Origin of the sequence: Arcobacter sp. YIC-80 (assembly GCF_044841725.1) — a bacterium.
Taxonomy (GTDB): Bacteria; Campylobacterota; Campylobacteria; order Campylobacterales; family Arcobacteraceae; genus Arcobacter_B.
Genome location: NZ_JBJBSI010000008.1, coordinates 106,458 through 122,530, shown reverse-complemented (window position 1 = coordinate 122,530; position 16,073 = coordinate 106,458). Strand labels below are relative to the sequence as shown.

15 protein-coding genes are annotated in these 16,073 nt (G+C 27.2%); 14 read left to right on the top strand and 1 reads right to left on the bottom strand.

Features of this window, described 5'->3' with window-relative positions; all coding sequences use genetic code 11:
• Positions 1–6: 6 nt before the first annotated feature.
• Positions 7–447 (top strand): DUF3015 family protein, encoded by a 441-nt coding sequence (locus tag ACH5BK_RS11390; protein ID WP_404307478.1) that lies wholly within the window; start codon positions 7–9, stop codon positions 445–447.
• On the top strand, positions 431–2,230 hold the full coding sequence (locus ACH5BK_RS11385; protein ID WP_404307476.1) for a DUF4105 domain-containing protein: 1,800 nt from the start codon (positions 431–433) through the stop codon (positions 2,228–2,230). Before ACH5BK_RS11390 ends, ACH5BK_RS11385 begins: the two co-directional genes overlap by 17 nt.
• 19 nt (positions 2,231–2,249) lie before the next feature.
• On the opposite strand, the gene ACH5BK_RS11380 is transcribed toward ACH5BK_RS11385, so the two are convergent.
• On the bottom strand, positions 2,250–3,482 hold the full coding sequence (locus tag ACH5BK_RS11380) for an apolipoprotein N-acyltransferase (RefSeq protein ID WP_404307474.1): 1,233 nt from the start codon (positions 3,480–3,482) through the stop codon (positions 2,250–2,252).
• 28 nt (positions 3,483–3,510) lie between these two features.
• Between ACH5BK_RS11380 and yajC the strand changes: the two genes are divergently transcribed.
• The 12 genes from yajC to ACH5BK_RS11320 all read left to right on the top strand — a co-directional run bounded on the left by yajC (position 3,511) and on the right by ACH5BK_RS11320 (position 16,070).
• On the top strand, positions 3,511–3,786 hold the full coding sequence (gene yajC / locus ACH5BK_RS11375; protein ID WP_404307472.1) for a preprotein translocase subunit YajC: 276 nt from the start codon (positions 3,511–3,513) through the stop codon (positions 3,784–3,786).
• 76 nt (positions 3,787–3,862) lie between these two features.
• Positions 3,863–5,428 carry a protein translocase subunit SecD gene (gene secD / locus ACH5BK_RS11370; protein ID WP_404307470.1) on the top strand — a complete coding sequence of 522 codons (1,566 nt, stop codon included), beginning with the start codon at positions 3,863–3,865 and terminating at the stop codon, positions 5,426–5,428.
• Positions 5,428–6,396, top strand: coding sequence for a protein translocase subunit SecF (secF, locus tag ACH5BK_RS11365; protein WP_404307468.1), 969 nt, complete (start codon positions 5,428–5,430; stop codon positions 6,394–6,396). The genes secD and secF overlap by 1 nt, the downstream gene beginning before the upstream one ends.
• Positions 6,397–6,695: 299 nt before the next feature.
• Positions 6,696–7,490, top strand: a complete 795-nt coding sequence (locus ACH5BK_RS11360) for a PhzF family phenazine biosynthesis protein (protein ID WP_404307466.1) — start codon at positions 6,696–6,698, stop codon at positions 7,488–7,490.
• 108 nt (positions 7,491–7,598) lie between these two features.
• On the top strand, positions 7,599–8,081 hold the full coding sequence (locus tag ACH5BK_RS11355; RefSeq protein WP_404307464.1) for a hypothetical protein: 483 nt from the start codon (positions 7,599–7,601) through the stop codon (positions 8,079–8,081).
• A gap of 85 nt (positions 8,082–8,166) precedes the next feature.
• A complete protein-coding gene (locus ACH5BK_RS11350) occupies positions 8,167–8,511 on the top strand; it encodes a DUF6394 family protein (RefSeq protein WP_404307462.1) in 345 nt (114 codons plus the stop codon).
• Positions 8,511–10,976, top strand: coding sequence for a leucine--tRNA ligase (leuS, locus tag ACH5BK_RS11345; RefSeq protein ID WP_404307460.1), 2,466 nt, complete (start codon positions 8,511–8,513; stop codon positions 10,974–10,976). The genes ACH5BK_RS11350 and leuS overlap by 1 nt, the downstream gene beginning before the upstream one ends.
• Positions 10,977–10,982: 6 nt before the next feature.
• Positions 10,983–11,519 carry an LPS assembly lipoprotein LptE gene (gene lptE / locus ACH5BK_RS11340; protein ID WP_404307458.1) on the top strand — a complete coding sequence of 179 codons (537 nt, stop codon included), beginning with the start codon at positions 10,983–10,985 and terminating at the stop codon, positions 11,517–11,519.
• A 5-nt stretch (positions 11,520–11,524) separates the two neighbouring features.
• Positions 11,525–12,694 carry a bifunctional folylpolyglutamate synthase/dihydrofolate synthase gene (locus ACH5BK_RS11335; protein WP_404307456.1) on the top strand — a complete coding sequence of 390 codons (1,170 nt, stop codon included), beginning with the start codon at positions 11,525–11,527 and terminating at the stop codon, positions 12,692–12,694.
• Positions 12,684–13,586, top strand: coding sequence for a M23 family metallopeptidase (locus ACH5BK_RS11330; protein WP_404307454.1), 903 nt, complete (start codon positions 12,684–12,686; stop codon positions 13,584–13,586). The genes ACH5BK_RS11335 and ACH5BK_RS11330 overlap by 11 nt, the downstream gene beginning before the upstream one ends.
• Complete coding sequence (locus ACH5BK_RS11325) at positions 13,532–13,969, top strand: polymer-forming cytoskeletal protein (RefSeq protein WP_404307452.1); 438 nt, start codon at positions 13,532–13,534, stop codon at positions 13,967–13,969. The genes ACH5BK_RS11330 and ACH5BK_RS11325 overlap by 55 nt, the downstream gene beginning before the upstream one ends.
• Positions 13,956–16,070 (top strand): TOTE conflict system archaeo-eukaryotic primase domain-containing protein, encoded by a 2,115-nt coding sequence (locus ACH5BK_RS11320; RefSeq protein WP_404307450.1) that lies wholly within the window; start codon positions 13,956–13,958, stop codon positions 16,068–16,070. The genes ACH5BK_RS11325 and ACH5BK_RS11320 overlap by 14 nt, the downstream gene beginning before the upstream one ends.
• Positions 16,071–16,073 lie beyond the last annotated feature (3 nt).

Below are 16,073 nucleotides of genomic sequence, written 5' to 3'. Positions count from 1 at the left end.
ATATAAATGAAAAAATTATTATTAAGCGCTATTGCTGTTGCAGCTTTAAGTTCATCTGCATTTTCTAATCAAAATACAGGTTGTGGATTAGGTTCAGTTTTAATTAAAGATCAAAGTACAACAGTAATGCAAGTTCTTGCAGCAACTACAAATGGTACTTCTGGGAACCAAACTTTTGGTATTACTTCTGGTACATTAAATTGTGAAGAACCAGCAAGTTTTGCTTCAAATGACAAGTTAAATCAATTTGTTGCTGATAACATGGATGAATTAGCTTTAGATATTTCAGCAGGTAAAGGTGAAACTTTAAATACTGTAGCTAAATTAATGAATGTTCAAGATTCTTCAGCATTTAGTGCAAAATTAAAAGCTAATTTTTCAAACATTTATGCAAGTCAAAATGTTACATCTTCTTCGGTAATTGATTCTATTGCTAAATATATGTAATTTTTTTATAAATAAAGTAACTAAGATAATACTTCTTAGTTCTTTATTTATTTCATTTTCATTTTCTTCTACTTCTATAGTAAATCTTATTGAAAAAAATAAACTTTATGATAATACATATTGGGCAAAGCTACTACATTATAAAAATGGAAAAAGTGAAGTAGATTCTAATAATTTTTTTATTTCTAAAAATGGAAAAACTAATTTAAAAGAAGAATTATTAGAAACTATAAAATCTTTAGAAAATGGAACAAAAAATACTTTATGTAGGTTCCCTTTAAGAGTAAAATGGTTAAAAGAAAAACTGCCTTCTCTTTCAAGTAAAATAAAAGAGTATGAATGTAAAGATTTAGATTTATATCTAAAAGAAATAAATGCAAAATATGCAACACTTATTTTCCCTACTTCCCATATAAACTCTCCAGCTTCTATGTATGGACACACCTTTTTAAGACTTTCAGGAGATGAAAAAACACCCTTATTAGGAAATGCAGTTAATTATGCAGCCCAAACAGAAGAAACAAATGGTTTGATTTTCGCATATAAAGGTTTATTTGGTGGTTATGAAGGTAAGTATTCAATTTTGCCATATTATAAAAAAATAAAAGAATACAATAATTTAGAACAAAGAGATATATGGGAATATAAACTTGATTTAAACCAAGAAGAAGTTGAAAAAATTGCTTTACACTCTTATGAGCTAAAAGATTCTTACTCTTTTTACTATTTCTTTTTAGAAAACTGTTCATATAATCTTCTTTGGTTACTTGAAATAGCTAGAAGTGATTTAGAGTTGGTTAATAATTTTTATTTAAAAGCAGCACCTCTTGATACAATAAAAATTTTAAAAAAATATGATTTAATTAAACAATCAGAATATCGATACTCTAAAATGACAAAAATGAAACATATTTTAAGAAATGAAATTTCAAATAAAAAATATATAAAAAGCTTTATAAAAGAGAATAAAAAACTACCAAATAGTTTAACTCTAAAAGATAAAGCAGCTTATTTAGATTTAAAAATTGAGTATACTCAATATTTAAGAAGTAAAAATAAACTAGATAAAAAAGATTATTTAAAAAAATATTTAAAACTTTTGAAGGAAAGAAGCAATATATCAATTGTTTCTGATTATAAAATTAAAAAAGCAAGCAATCCTCTTTATTCTCATGATTCTGCGAGGTTTAGTTTATCTTATAATAGTGATAAAACCTATGAAATTTCAATCAAACCTGTTTATAGTAATATTTATGATATCTCTTATGGATATTTAGATGGTGCTTATATAGATTTTTTTGATTTAAATTTAAAAAAAGATGACAATAAAGTTTTTATTGATAAATTTAAATTATTAGATATTAGCTCTTTATCAAAAAGAGATGAACTTTTTAAGCCTTTATCTTGGGGTATCGAAATCTCTTATGAAAGATTTAAGAGTCAAGAAGATTATTTAAAAATCAAGCCTAGTTTTGGAATAACTTATGGAAATAAAGATTATTTTTTATATTTGCTAGGACAATCAAAGTTATATAATAAACTAGGAGATAACTTATTTTCCTTAGGTTCAAAAGTTGGATTTGTTGTCAATAAATTTAAGGATATAAAAATAGGCTTATCTTATGAATATGATAAATATTATAAAGATTTTGAAAATAGAAATTTTGAAGTATTTTCAACTTATAAGATAGATGATAATTTATCTTTTAATTTAAAATATATTAATGACAATCTAACGAAACAAAGAGATGTTAGCTCTTTGTCTTTGTTTTATTATTTTTAAAATCTAAATTATTTTAAAATCAGGGTCTTATTATATAGTTTTTACTTCCATTTACAACATGATAAATAGTTACATTATATTTTTTTGCATAATATTTCATAAGTAGTTTTTGTAATGTTGGTTCTATTGATGGAGTAAACCAAGCATTATTTGAAATAGCAATCATATATTTTGTATCACCTAAGTTTTCAAATATTTTATCAGTTGTTGCCTCATAACAAATGGCATTTCTTATTTTTGTTTCATTTATTGTAAAATCAGTAGGATTAGTTGCCTTAGCATAATCTTGAGCACCACCATAAAAAGTATTATTGATTAAATTCACAAAAAACTTTGGTAGAGGAATTTCTTCTCCAAAAGGTACTAAAACAACTTTCTTAGCAATTTGTACTTCACCTTTTGAAAATAAATATGTTGCATTATAAATTTGATTATTTTCAAGATATAAAGCTCCCGTGAAAATATTTATATCTAAAGATAGCTCTTTTAGATACTTAAATAATTCCCTTTGATTATTTAAAACAGTAGGTATTGATGTCTCAGGTAAAACTACTAAATCCTTATTTAAAGAAATAGCATTTTCTATTATATTTAGGTTTTTATCTATAATATTAGCTCTGTTTTCTTTTTTCCATTTTAATTCTTGGGAAAGATTCAATTGTGGCATATAAATATCTAAGTTTGGATTATCAATAATTTTTCCATGGGGCATTTCAAAGGCAATAAAAAGAGGAATTAGTGCAAGTATTTTTAATCTTTTTAATTGTGAAATGATTAATATTGCTGCTAAAATTAGTGCAAAACTCTCTTTAGAAGTATTAAAATATGAATCAATAAATAAAAGTTCAAATTTCATCCAATTAAAACCAAATGGTGTAATAAAAGTAAATGCAAATATGGCAATCACTCTATAGATTATATTATTTATTAGTCCTAACAGTAAAAATAATAAACCATATCCTATCCCAATAACAATTAAAAGCACTGGTATTAGGTATGTAAGCTCATAATATTGAAGGGATATCCCAATCCAATAAAACCAAAAAATTCCTGTAGAAAAACCTGTAATAAAAAGTGATTTTCGTGGAATTGTAACTAAAAAATAAATAGCTAAAAGCCCTAAAACTGTATTTAAAAGTAAATATTCAATATTAAAATGACTTAAGTATATAAAAGCGCTCAATAATATAGATGTAATGAAGCCTTTTATTATAAAGTTTTTGTTAGAATTATCGCGTTTTACTAAAAACATACTAAACTACTTTTGAAAAGGAATTTTGATGGAAGGTTCAAGTGCTGATTTAATAAGCTCATTACTACCCCTTGTTGCATTATTTGCAATTTTTTACTTTTTGATTATAAGACCACAACAAAAACAAGCTAAACAGCATAAAGAAATGGTTAATAATCTTAAAAAAGGTGATAAGATTGTAACAAATGGAGGCTTAATGGTAGAAGTTACTAAAGTAGAAGATGACTACTTTGTAGTAAAAAATAGTGACGGAACTGAAATGAAATTAATCAGAGAGTTCGTAGCTAAACTTATAGAAGACTAAAAATCTTTTTTTAAGACATGTAAGTTTCTTACATGTTTTATCTTTAAAATCAAAAAAACCTTACTAAGGATTAAGATTGAAAATCTTTAATTATAGACTTATTATATTTGCATTAAGTATTATTTTTGGTGTTGTTTTTTCAATTCCTTCACTTATGCAAACAGATAGCGGTAAAAAAATCTCATTAGGACTTGATTTACAAGGTGGATTGCACATGCTTTTAGGTGTTAATACACATGAAGCAGTAACATCAAAAATAAAAACAATTGCAACATCAATTAAATACTTTGCAGAAGATGAAGATTTATTAATTGATGGCTTATCTCTTGATACTGAATCTGTTAAATTTACAGTTTTAGACCCTGATGAATTACCAAGAATGGATGAAATGTTAGCCAAAATAAAAGGTTTACAAATTTCAAAAGTAAATACAGATTATACTGTAAAACTAACAAGTGAAGAAATTGAAAGAACAAAAGACTTATCAGTATCTCAAGCAGTAGAGACTATAAGAAATAGGCTTGATCAGTTTGGCTTAGCAGAACCTACTGTTGTTAGACAAGGTGCTACTGATATTGTTGTTCAGTTACCAGGTATTAAAACAGCAGAAGATGAAAAAGCTGCAAGAGAACTTATCTCAAAACCTGCAAACCTAGAACTTATGGCAGTTGATGAGCAAAGAGCAGATCAAGTATATACTATGAGTGATGCACAAGCAGCTGAATATGGTGATATTATTTTAGAAGATACTAAAAATGCAGCTGTTAAATATCTAGTAAAAGAAATACCGATTTTAAATGGTAGCCAAGTAATAGACGCACAAGTTGCTTTCGATCAATCTAATCAAGCAATTATTAACTTTACACTTAATTCAAGTGGAGCTAGAATCTTTGGTGATTTTACGGGTAAAAACGTAGGAAAAAGATTAGCTGTTGTTTTAGATGGAAAAGTTTATTCAGCTCCAAATATTAGAGAAAGAATTGGTGGTGGAAGTGGTCAAATTTCTGGTGGTTTTACTGTTCAAGAAGCAGGGAATGTAGCTATTGCTTTAAGAAGTGGTGCTTTACCTGCAACTGTAAAATTACTTGAAAAAAGAAGTGTTGGGCCATCTTTAGGTGCTGATTCTATTAAAGCTTCAACTATTGCATTAGTTTCTGGTTTTATAATCGTATTTATTTTTATGATTATTTACTATAGAAGAGCTGGTATTATTGCTAATGTTGCACTTGTAACTAATATATTTATTATCATTTCAGTAATGGCGATGTTTGGAGCAACTCTTACTCTTCCTGGTATGGCAGGTATTGTATTAACTGTAGGTATGGCAGTTGATGCCAATGTAATTATTGGTGAAAGAATTAGAGAACTATTAAAACAAGGTGTATCAGTAGCTAAAGCAATTGAAGATGGTTATTCAAATGCAATGAGAGCTATTTTAGATGCAAATATTACTACTTTATTAGTTGCTGTAATCTTATATGCTTATGGTACAGGTCCTATTAAAGGATTTGCTATTACTATTTCTATTGGTATTTTAGCTTCAATGTTAACAGCTATTTTAGGTACACATGGTATTTATGAAGCTTTAGCTAGTAAAATTTCAAAAGATAAAGACTTAAAAAAATGGTTTGGAGTTAAATAATGGAATTTTTTAAATCAGATAAAATACATAATTTTATGGGTAAAAGACTTCCTTTTTTAGGGATTTCTTCAATTCTTGTTATTGCTTCACTTGTAATACTATTTACTAAAGGGCTTAATTTTGGTATTGACTTTGCTGGTGGTACTTTAGTTCAAGTTCAATATGAGCAAAAAGCTCCTATTGATAAAATCAGAAATGTATTAAATGAAACTAAATATAAAGGCTCATCAATTACAGAATTTGGTAGTCCTCAAGAAGTAGTGATTAGAATTACAGGAACTTCTTCTAATTTAGCAAATGATATTGGCGATGAAATGCACAAAATTTTGGATTCAACAGGAAACTTTGAAGTAAGAAGAGTTGATATGGTTGGGCCAAAAGTTGGTGATGAGTTAAGGGAAAAAGGTCTTATGGCTTTAGGTTTATCTTTACTTATTATTTTAGCTTATGTGTCATTTAGATTTGAGTGGAGATTTGCAGTTGCTTCAATCTTAGCTTTAGCACATGATGTTACTATAGCTCTTGGAGCAATTGCTCTTGTAGGAGTTGAAGTAAACTTAGACATTTTAGCAGCTATTCTTACAATCCTTGGGTATTCACTAAATGATACAATTATTGTATTTGATAGAATTAGAGAGGGTGTACAAACATCTAAAGAAACAGTCCTTGATAAGGTTGTAAATGAGTCAGTAAGTAGAACACTTTCAAGAACAACTCTTACTTCATTAACAACATTCTTTGTTGTTATTACACTTTATTTATTTGGTGGAGAAATCATCAATGGATTCGCATTTACAATGCTTGTTGGTGTAGTAGTTGGTACTTATTCATCTATATTTATTGCAGCATCTTTCTTAGTTCAGTTAAAATTCTCAATAAATGATTTTAGAGCTAAAGAAGCAGAAAAATTAAAAAAACAAAAAGAAAAAGATAAATTAAGAGCTATGTACGAGCAAGGTACAGTTTAGTTCTTTATTATTTGATTCTAAAAGGGAAAGAGTTTTTACTCTTTCCCTTTTTTTATGGCTACATTAAAGCTATTTATGGGCTATAACAAGGCTATAAACTTATTTTATAATGGTTTTAAAATAAAAGATTTGAAAGGAAAAACATGAATTTGATTAGTTATATTTTATTTGTAATTGCATATTTTATTTTTGTTTGGAAGCTAGGCTTTTCCTTTTAATAAAAAAAAGAGTTTATAGAAAGTTTATATAAGCATAAAAAGATAAAATATAGACAATTATTTAAATATTAAAGAGAATTTATGAAATTAAAGATATACCAAATAGACGCATTTACAAATACTGTCTTTAAAGGAAACTCAGCTGCAGTTATTATTTTAGATGAATGGCTTACTGATGAAGTTATGCAGTTAATTGCAATTGAAAATAATCTTTCAGAAACTGCATTTACAAAAAAATGTTATGGAAATAATTATGAAATAAGATGGTTTTCTCCACTAAAAGAAATTGATTTTTGTGGGCATGCAACTTTAGCTACAGCTTTTGTGTTATTTGAAGAGTATAGTTATTTAAAAGAAGTTACTTTTATTGCTAAGGCTGTTGGAGAACTAAAAGTTAAACAATTAGAAAATGAATATATTCAAATGATATTTCCTAATAGAAAACCAAAAAAAATAAATGATATTCCAAAAGAATTAAAAAATGGTCTTTCTATTGAGCCTAAAAATGTTTTTATAAATGAACAGACATATTTTGTAGTTTATGAAAATGAAGATGATGTATATAATGTAGAGGTTAATTTAGATGAAATAAAGAAATTAGGACCTTTAGATGTAACTGTTACTGCAAAATCAAATGATTATGATTTTATTACAAGATATTTCTGGCCTGCAAATGGTGGAGAAGAAGACCCTGTTACTGGTTCTATGCACACAGGAGCAGCTCCTTTATGGGCAGAAATATTAAATAAAAATGATTTAATAGCTTTCCAAGCCTCTAAACGTGGAGGTATTTTAAAATGTAAAGTAGATGAAAAAAATGTTACTATTTTAGGTCAAGCAATTAAATATTTAGAAGGTTATATAACAATTAAATAGAAAATAATCAATAACATATAAAATTAATAAGCCCATAATATTGGGCTTTAAAGAAATTTTATATAAAATACATATCTTATATTTATAGATTATAAACCGGAGTTAATTATGAAAACAAACAAACAAGGATTTTTGTATCAATTCAATGATCTTACTTCAAGAAATGGTACAGATTGGTTTTTAGCTCTTACTTGGATTTTTGTATTTGAAATCATTTCTTCTATTATTGAATACAAGTTTTTAGACTACTCTCGAACTTATGTGATTGAAGTAGAACAAGGTATTTTTAGAGAGTTTATAATAGCTGTATTTGTTACTTTTTTCGTATGGCATTTTGTTTATAGTATTATACAAATGCAAAAAAATCAGTTTTATTTCTTAACTATGTATATTGCTTTAATTTTCTATTTTATTATTACAAATGATATGACTTTTAATCTATTATTTCATAATATTATAAACCCTTTTGAGTATAAAATAAATGGATTCACTCCATATACAATGGTGCAGATTTTTATAAAAATTATTATGTTTTACTTATTTATTATGATGATTAAAAGTTTTAAACATAGATTTTTAAATAATTCATAATATCAACAACAAAGCCATTTTTTACCTTTTATTAGATAATATATTTGTTTAAAATTTAAAATAGTACAACTATAAAAGGATAAAAATGGATTGGGGTAAAGTTACTTATATATTCTTTTCACTAATGTCACTTACTACAACAGCAGGTTTTTTATATGAACCAAATGCAATTGCATTATTTATTGCAGCAGGAGTAAATGTAATTTCAACAATTTTAAAAATTGGAGTTAGAAATCTTCTTGCAGCAGAGTTGTTAGCAAGTTCGTTAGTTGCTGATTTACACCTAATTCCAGCATTTATGGTATTAACTTTTATGCACGACTTACCTCTTGCAATTTCTTTAGCGATTGGTGCAGTAGTAGCAAATGTTTTCTCAATAGCTTTAGCCTTAATTGAGAGTGCAAAAATTCAAGATAAGGATGACTTTTAATGGAGTATAATTCAAAACAAGTTGAGCAAAAGTGGCAAAACTTTTGGTCAGAAAATAAATCATTTGAACCAAGTGATGAGCAAACAAAAGATAAAAAATATATCTTAAGTATGTTCCCATATCCAAGTGGTAGGATTCACATGGGACATGTAAGAAATTACTGTTTAGGTGATGCGTTTGCTAGATTTTATAGAAAAGAAAATTTTAATGTTTTACATCCAATTGGATGGGATAGTTTTGGTATGCCAGCAGAAAATGCAGCTATTAAACATAAACTTCATCCTAAAAAATGGACTTATGAAAATATTGACTATATGAGAGATGAACTTAAAGCACTTGGTTTATCTTTTAGCGAAACAAGAGAATTTGCAACATCTGATGAATTATACACAAAGTGGGAACAAGAGTTTATTATAAAAATGTTTGAAGAAGGACTTTTATATAGAAAGTCTACTACAGTAAACTGGTGTCCTCATGACTTAACAGTTTTAGCAAATGAGCAACTAGAAGAGGGTTGTTGTTGGAGATGTGGAACAGAAGTTGTACAAAAAGAGATGCCTGGTTATTATGTAGGTATTACTAAATATGCTCAAGAGTTATTAGATGATTTATCTTCTTTAGAAGATACTTGGCCTTCTCAGGTTTTAACAATGCAAGAAAATTGGATTGGAAGAAGTGAAGGATTAGAGTTTGAATTTGAATTATCAAAAGACTCAAGATATAAATTAAATAGAGAATTTAAAAAATACTCTGTATTTACAACAAGACCTGATACTATTTATGGAGTTTCATACTCAGCTTTAGCACCTGAACATCCAATTGTAAAATATATAGTAGATAATAACTTACTTCCTGATAACAAAATCAAAGCTATTAAAGAAATGCAAAAGGTAAGTGAAAGAGATAGAGCTACACAAGATAAACAAGGTGTTAGTTTAGAGATTGATGTAATGCATCCATTAACAGGAGAAAAAATTCCAGTATGGGTTGCTAATTTTGTATTAGCATCTTATGGTGGTGGAGCAGTTATGGCTGTACCTGCACACGATCAAAGAGACTTTGAATTTGCATCTCAATATTCATTACCTATAAAACAAGTTATAAATACACCAGAAGGTGAGATGATAAACCCAACAGAAGCCTTTACAGGTGAGGGTGAACTTATAAATTCTGAAAGCTTTACAGGGCTTAAAAATACAAAAGCTAAAAAAGCTATCATTTATCATTTTGAACAAAACTCAATTGGTACTAAAAAAATAAATTATAAATTAAGAGATTGGGGTGTTTCAAGACAAAGATATTGGGGAGCACCTATTCCATTTGTACATTGTGATGATTGTGGATTAGTTCCTGAAAAATCAGAGAACTTACCAATTGCTTTACCAGAAGATGTTGAAATCACAGGTGAAGGTAACCCACTTGATACACATCCTACTTGGAAACATACAACTTGTCCTTGTTGTGGAAAACCAGCAGTAAGAGAAACTGATACTTTAGATACATTTGTTCAGTCTTCTTGGTATTTCTTAAGATATGCTACAAATCCAAAAGTTTGGAATGAACAGGGTATTTCTAAAGCTGATAGTGATTATTGGATGGATGTTGATCAGTATATTGGTGGTATTGAACACGCTATCTTACACCTTTTATATGCAAGATTCTTTACAAAAGTATTAAATGATTTAGGATATACAAACTCAAGAGAGCCATTTAAAAGATTACTTACTCAAGGTATGGTACTTAAAGATGGTGCTAAGATGTCAAAATCTAAAGGAAATGTAGTTGATCCTGATTTAATCGTAGAAAAATATGGAGCTGATACAGCTAGAATGTTTATTTTATTTGCTGCACCTCCTACAAAAGAATTAGAGTGGAATGATTCTGCTGTTGAAGGTTCATTTAAATTCATCAAAAAGTTCTATGAGAGAGCTTCTAATGTAACTGCAAAAGGTATTGAAGAGTTTAAAAATATTGATCATTCATCATTATCAAAAGAAGAAAAAGAAGCTAGAAGAAAAGTATATGAAGCACTTCAAAAGTCAAATGATGTATTTGAAAAAACTTATGCTTTCAATACTCTAATTGCAGCTTCAATGGAAGCTATGAATGCACTTCAAGCACAAAAAAATGAAGCAGTATGGGCAGAAGGATATTATATCCTTACAAATATTTTAGAGCCTGTTATTCCTCATGCTTGTTGGGATTTAGCAAACGGCTTATTTAAAAGAGAAAACTTTAACAACTCTTTAGAAGTAAAAGAAGAAGTATTTGCTTTAGATTCAATTACTCTTGCTGTTACAATCAATGGTAAAAAAAGAGCAGAAATTGAAGTAGTACCTGATGCTTCAAAAGAAGATATTTTAGCCCAAGCAAAAGAAGAAGCTTCAAAATGGCTAGAAGGTAAAGATATAATCAAAGAGATTGTAGTAGCAAATAAATTAGTAAACTTAGTTATAAAGGGATAAAGAATAATGAAAAGTATGAATAATCTAAGGAAAGTACTATTTGTACTTTTCACTTTATTATCTACATCTTTTATTTTAAATGGATGTGGATACAAACCCTCAACATATTATGCTAAAAAAGAGATTGGTCAAAAGGTTTTTGTAAAGTTATTTGTAGATTTAAAAGATCCTAGAAATGCTGTAATTATAAAAGATTCTCTAAATCAAGTATTACTTCAAAAGTTAAATACAAATTTAGTTTATGATGAAGCTTTAGCTGATACTATTATGAAAATTAAAATTGGTTCAGTTAATATGCAAGAGTTACAGTATGATAAAGAGGGATATAATAAACTTTATAGAGCCCTTGTTACACTTAATATACAGTATAACAAAGTAAATGAAGAAGTGAAAAATATATCTTTAGAGGGGGAACATAACTTCTCTATTGACGATGGTACAACAATTACAGATACTAAAAGATTTGAAGCTATTAAAAGTGCTGCAAATGATGCTTTAGATGAATTTTTATCAAAGTTAGCAGTTTTATCTTTTGATAAGTAGTTTTTATGACTACTGATTTAAAGCAAGCTAACTTAGAAGAGTTTTTAAAGTATAAAACTCTTTATTATGACAAGATAGACTTTAGTACGGTAAAAAATTCTTGGGAAATACTAAGCCAAAAAATAAAACTTCCTTTTGTAATACATATTGTAGGAACAAATGGAAAAGGAAGTACTGGAAGGTTTTTATCTCATTATCTATATAAAAAAAATTATAAAACATTACACTATAGCTCACCTCATATTGTAAAGTTCAATGAAAGAATATGGATAGATGGAAGTGATGTAAGTGATGAAAAGCTAACTGAAGCTCATAACTTTTTACAAAATATATATGATGTAGATTTACTTTCAAAACTTACATATTTTGAATACACAACACTTCTAGCTATTTACTTATCAAAAGATATGGATTATTTAGTTTTAGAAGCTGGACTTGGTGGTGAGTTTGATGCTACAAATGTAGTACCAAATGATTTGTCTTTAATTACTACTATTGATTTAGACCATCAAAGTTTTTTAGGAAATAGTGTTGAGAAAATAGCTATTACAAAAATGCGTTCAGTTGATACTAAAATGCTTGTTGGCTATCAAATTCATGATGAAGTAAAACAAAGTGCTTTTGAAGTTCAAAAGCAAATTAAAGATGAAAGAAATAAAAATATAAATATAGAATTTGTAAAAGATTTTGATAAATATAATCTAAATGAAAAATTTGCATCGTACTTAAAAAGAAATTTACATTTAGTTATAAAGTGTTTAGAGGAACTTAAAATAGATATTGATATTTCTTTATTTGATGACGTAAAACTTTTTGGTAGATGTCAAAAAATAGCATCTAATATAACTATTGATGTAGGACATAATCCTCTTGCAGCAAGAGTTTTAAAAGAAGAGTTTAAAAATAAAAAAATTACTTTGATATATAATTCTTATGCCGATAAAGATTATGAAGAAGTTTTAAAAATCTTAAAACCCATAATAAAAGAAATATCTATAATTGATATTGATGATAAAAGAATGGCTGAAAAAAATAATTTATTGAAAATTATAAAAGATTTAAATATAATAAATCTTCAAACTATTGAAATAAAAGATGATAAAGAGTATTTAGTTTTTGGGTCTTTTCTTGTAGTAGAGAAATTTCTATCAATGATTGGTTTTAATGAAAAATAGATTAATAATTACTGTTTCGGATATAAAAGGTACTAAGTCATATAATTTACATCAGTTTATAAAAAAAATACTTTTATTTGTTATTATAGCAATTCTTCTTATATTAACTGGAAGTTTTGCTTTTATATCTTATTTAAGTAATGAAGTTGATGAAGTTAGAAAAGATAAAGAGAATCAGCTAAAAGTATTGGCACAAAAAGAAGAAAAACTTGTAGCACAAAATAAGTTTTATTCTATTCAAATAAAAAGTAAAATAAATGATATCGAAGAGTTAAGTTCAAAGCTTGATGAAATTCATACAATTATTGGTGTTGATAAAGACGCTACAACAGAAGAAATTACAAAAAAAACTCTTGAAGCTATGAATATCAATAAAAAAAGATATACCTTAAGGGTTATTCCAAATGGAAAACCTTTAGATAAAATTACAACTTCCTCAGGTTTTGGTTATAGAATTCATCCAATAACTAAAAAAAGGCAGTTTCATAGAGGTTTAGATATACCAGCAAGTAAAAAAACACCAGTTAGAGCTACTGCTGATGGTGTTATAGAATATGTACAATCAAGAAATATAGGCTCTTATGGTAGAGTTATTAGAATAAGTCATAACTTTGGATTTAAAACTGTATTTGCTCATTTAAATAAAACTATGGTAAATGTAGGTCAAGTTGTAAAAAAAGGTGAAATTATTGGTCTTACTGGTAATTCAGGTAGAAGTTCAGGTCCTCATTTACATTATGAAGTAAGATATGCAAATAAAGTTTTAAATCCTAAAAAGTTTATAAAATGGAATTTAAATAATTATAATTACATCTTTAAAAGTGAAAGGAGAGTGCAATGGGAGTCTTTAATAAGTCTAATAAAGGATCAACATCAAATGGAGCAACAGTAGTTGCTGCAGGCACTTGTATAATTGGTGGTATTAGTACAAAAGGTACAGTTCATATTGATGGAAAATTTGAAGGTGTTATTTTAGAAGCTGATGTTATATCAATTGGAACAGAAGGTGAGGTTATTGGAGATATTAAAGCTAATAACTTAGTAGTAAATGGTCTTTTTGATGGTAAGATTGATTGTAATGAAGTTCAAATTTTAGAAGAGGGTAGAGTTATAGGTGAAATGCGATATAACGAACTTGTAATTGACCCTAAGGGAAAGTTTGAAGGAAGAGGAATTAGAAAAAATTCAGAGCTTAAAAGTAGATATAATGAGATTGAACAAAAAATCAATAATATTGTAGTTGGTCCATCAGCAATTGCTCATGAAAAATCTTAAAATAAAACTAGAAGCACTTTATTCTCAAAAGAAGCAAATAGAAGAAGAGATTAATGCTGTAGAAGAACAAATTAAAGAAGAGCTAAAACAGAAAAAAAACTTTACAAAAGATGAAAAAATAGAAATTTTTAAATCTTTATTTGTAGCTAGAAGTGATATTTATGCGAAAAAATGGATAAGTAAAGATGGAAATAAACAAGGTTTTTATCCTGTAACTCAAACTTTCAAAGGGGAAGATTTTCTTCCTTTAACAAATCATGATATAGAAACACACTTAAGAGGCTTATCTCACTTAGCTACTTATTGTATAGACTCAAACAACAACTCTAAATTTATAGCTTTTGAAATACTTGATGAAGATAAATTTAAATTACAAATAGCATTAAACTCTTTAAATATTAGAGCTTATTATGAATTGAATTCGTATAATAGTTTAATAGCATGGATATTTTTTCAAGAGCCAGTTAGTTCAAAAATAGTATATAACTTTGGTAAATTTATAATGAAAAAAGCAAATATTTCTGCTAAGCTTTATCCTAATAAAGAGTTTGCTACAAAAGCCAGCTTAGGATATAGTCTTGAACTTCCTTTGCATTTAAATTATAGAAAAAAGAATAAAACTGTTTTTATAGATGCAAATACAAATAAAATATATGAAGACCAATGGATGGTTTTAAATAGTGCATTAAAAGTAGACAAACAAACTATTTATAAGTTTTCTCAAGTTAGTACTTCTGCTAATGAAGAAAAAGATTTTGGAAATATTGAGTTTCCACTTGATATGATTGAAATGGTTTTATTTGATTTTATTTATATTCCAACTGCTAAGCTATCAAAATCTTTAATAAATAAACTAAAATCTTTTGCATCTTTTGAAAATCCTCAAATAAAAGTATTATTAAGTTTGAGAAAACCTTTGTATAATACTCCTCGAATGATTCAAGGTTTTGAAGAAGATGATACTCATCTTATGTTACCAAGAGGTCTTAAATCAAAAATTATTGATTTCTTTAATGAAAATGCAGTTAAATATACATTTGATGATAAAAGACACTATGAGCAAATACAAACAAAAAAAGTAAAATTTACTTTAAGACCTGAGCAAGATGAGGCAATAAAACAGATTTTGAAGACAGATTTTTCTATTTGTGTTGCTCCTCCTGGTTTTGGAAAGACTTTATTGGGTGCTAAAATGTTTGAAAAAAGAGCAGTTAGTACGATAATAGTAGTAAATAAGAATATGCTTTTAAATCAATGGATTGAAAGATTTGTAGATTATTTTGAATATAATAAAAAAGATATAGGCTATTTAGGAAAAGGTAAAAACAAACTAAATGGCATAATTGATGTGGCAACTATGCAAAGCTTGAAAAATTCTCCTGAGGTAATAAATAACTATTCTTTTGTAATTGTTGATGAATGTCATCATATTCCAGCAGTTACTTTCGAACAAATAATAAAAAACTTCAAAGGGAAATATCTTTTAGGCTTAAGTGCAACACCAAATAGAAAAGATGGTTTACAGCCAATTTTATTTCAGCAATTAGGTGATGTAGCTTATGAATATAAGAAAAAAAGAACCCATAATAACAAACTAAAGATAGTAAGAACTAATTTTGTAAGTCAAGGTGATAATTATGCTACTATAATTAATGAACTTTGCCTTGATGGTGAGAGAAATAACTTAATAATTCAGCAAATAAAAGATAATATAACTAGAAAGATTTTAGTTCTAACAGATAGAATTGAGCATATTAATATTTTAGAAAATATGTTAAATAATGAAAATATTGAATATGTTAGCATCCATGGAAGTATGAATAAAAAAGAACAAGTTGAAAATATGAAAAAAGTTAGTAAGTCTTCTTTGATTTTAGCTACAACCTCATATTTTGGTGAAGGAATTGATTTTCCACATTTAAATACAATTTTATTTGCAACACCAATCTCATATTATGGAAGACTTGTACAATATTTAGGAAGAATTGGAAGAGGAAATCAAGAGTGTTTAGCCATTGATTTTTTAGATTCTAAAAATGCTATGTTAAACTCTGCTTATAAAAAAAGACTTGAAGGTTATAAGCAGATGCACTATAAATAAAGG

Excerpts from the sequence above, each read along its gene's own strand:
- ACH5BK_RS11390 (WP_404307478.1), top strand. The coding sequence starts at position 7 with ATGAAAAAATTATTATTAAGCGCTATTGCTGTTGCAGCTTTAAGTTCA.
- ACH5BK_RS11380 (WP_404307474.1), bottom strand. The coding sequence starts at position 3,482 with ATGTTTTTAGTAAAACGCGATAATTCTAACAAAAACTTTATAATAAAA.
- yajC (WP_404307472.1), top strand. The coding sequence starts at position 3,511 with ATGGAAGGTTCAAGTGCTGATTTAATAAGCTCATTACTACCCCTTGTT.
- secF (WP_404307468.1), top strand. The coding sequence starts at position 5,428 with ATGGAATTTTTTAAATCAGATAAAATACATAATTTTATGGGTAAAAGA.
- ACH5BK_RS11360 (WP_404307466.1), top strand. The coding sequence starts at position 6,696 with ATGAAATTAAAGATATACCAAATAGACGCATTTACAAATACTGTCTTT.
- ACH5BK_RS11355 (WP_404307464.1), top strand. The coding sequence starts at position 7,599 with ATGAAAACAAACAAACAAGGATTTTTGTATCAATTCAATGATCTTACT.
- ACH5BK_RS11350 (WP_404307462.1), top strand. The coding sequence starts at position 8,167 with ATGGATTGGGGTAAAGTTACTTATATATTCTTTTCACTAATGTCACTT.
- leuS (WP_404307460.1), top strand. The coding sequence starts at position 8,511 with ATGGAGTATAATTCAAAACAAGTTGAGCAAAAGTGGCAAAACTTTTGG.
- lptE (WP_404307458.1), top strand. The coding sequence starts at position 10,983 with ATGAAAAGTATGAATAATCTAAGGAAAGTACTATTTGTACTTTTCACT.
- ACH5BK_RS11335 (WP_404307456.1), top strand. The coding sequence starts at position 11,525 with ATGACTACTGATTTAAAGCAAGCTAACTTAGAAGAGTTTTTAAAGTAT.
- ACH5BK_RS11330 (WP_404307454.1), top strand. The coding sequence starts at position 12,684 with ATGAAAAATAGATTAATAATTACTGTTTCGGATATAAAAGGTACTAAG.
- ACH5BK_RS11325 (WP_404307452.1), top strand. The coding sequence starts at position 13,532 with ATGGGAGTCTTTAATAAGTCTAATAAAGGATCAACATCAAATGGAGCA.
- ACH5BK_RS11320 (WP_404307450.1), top strand. The coding sequence starts at position 13,956 with ATGAAAAATCTTAAAATAAAACTAGAAGCACTTTATTCTCAAAAGAAG.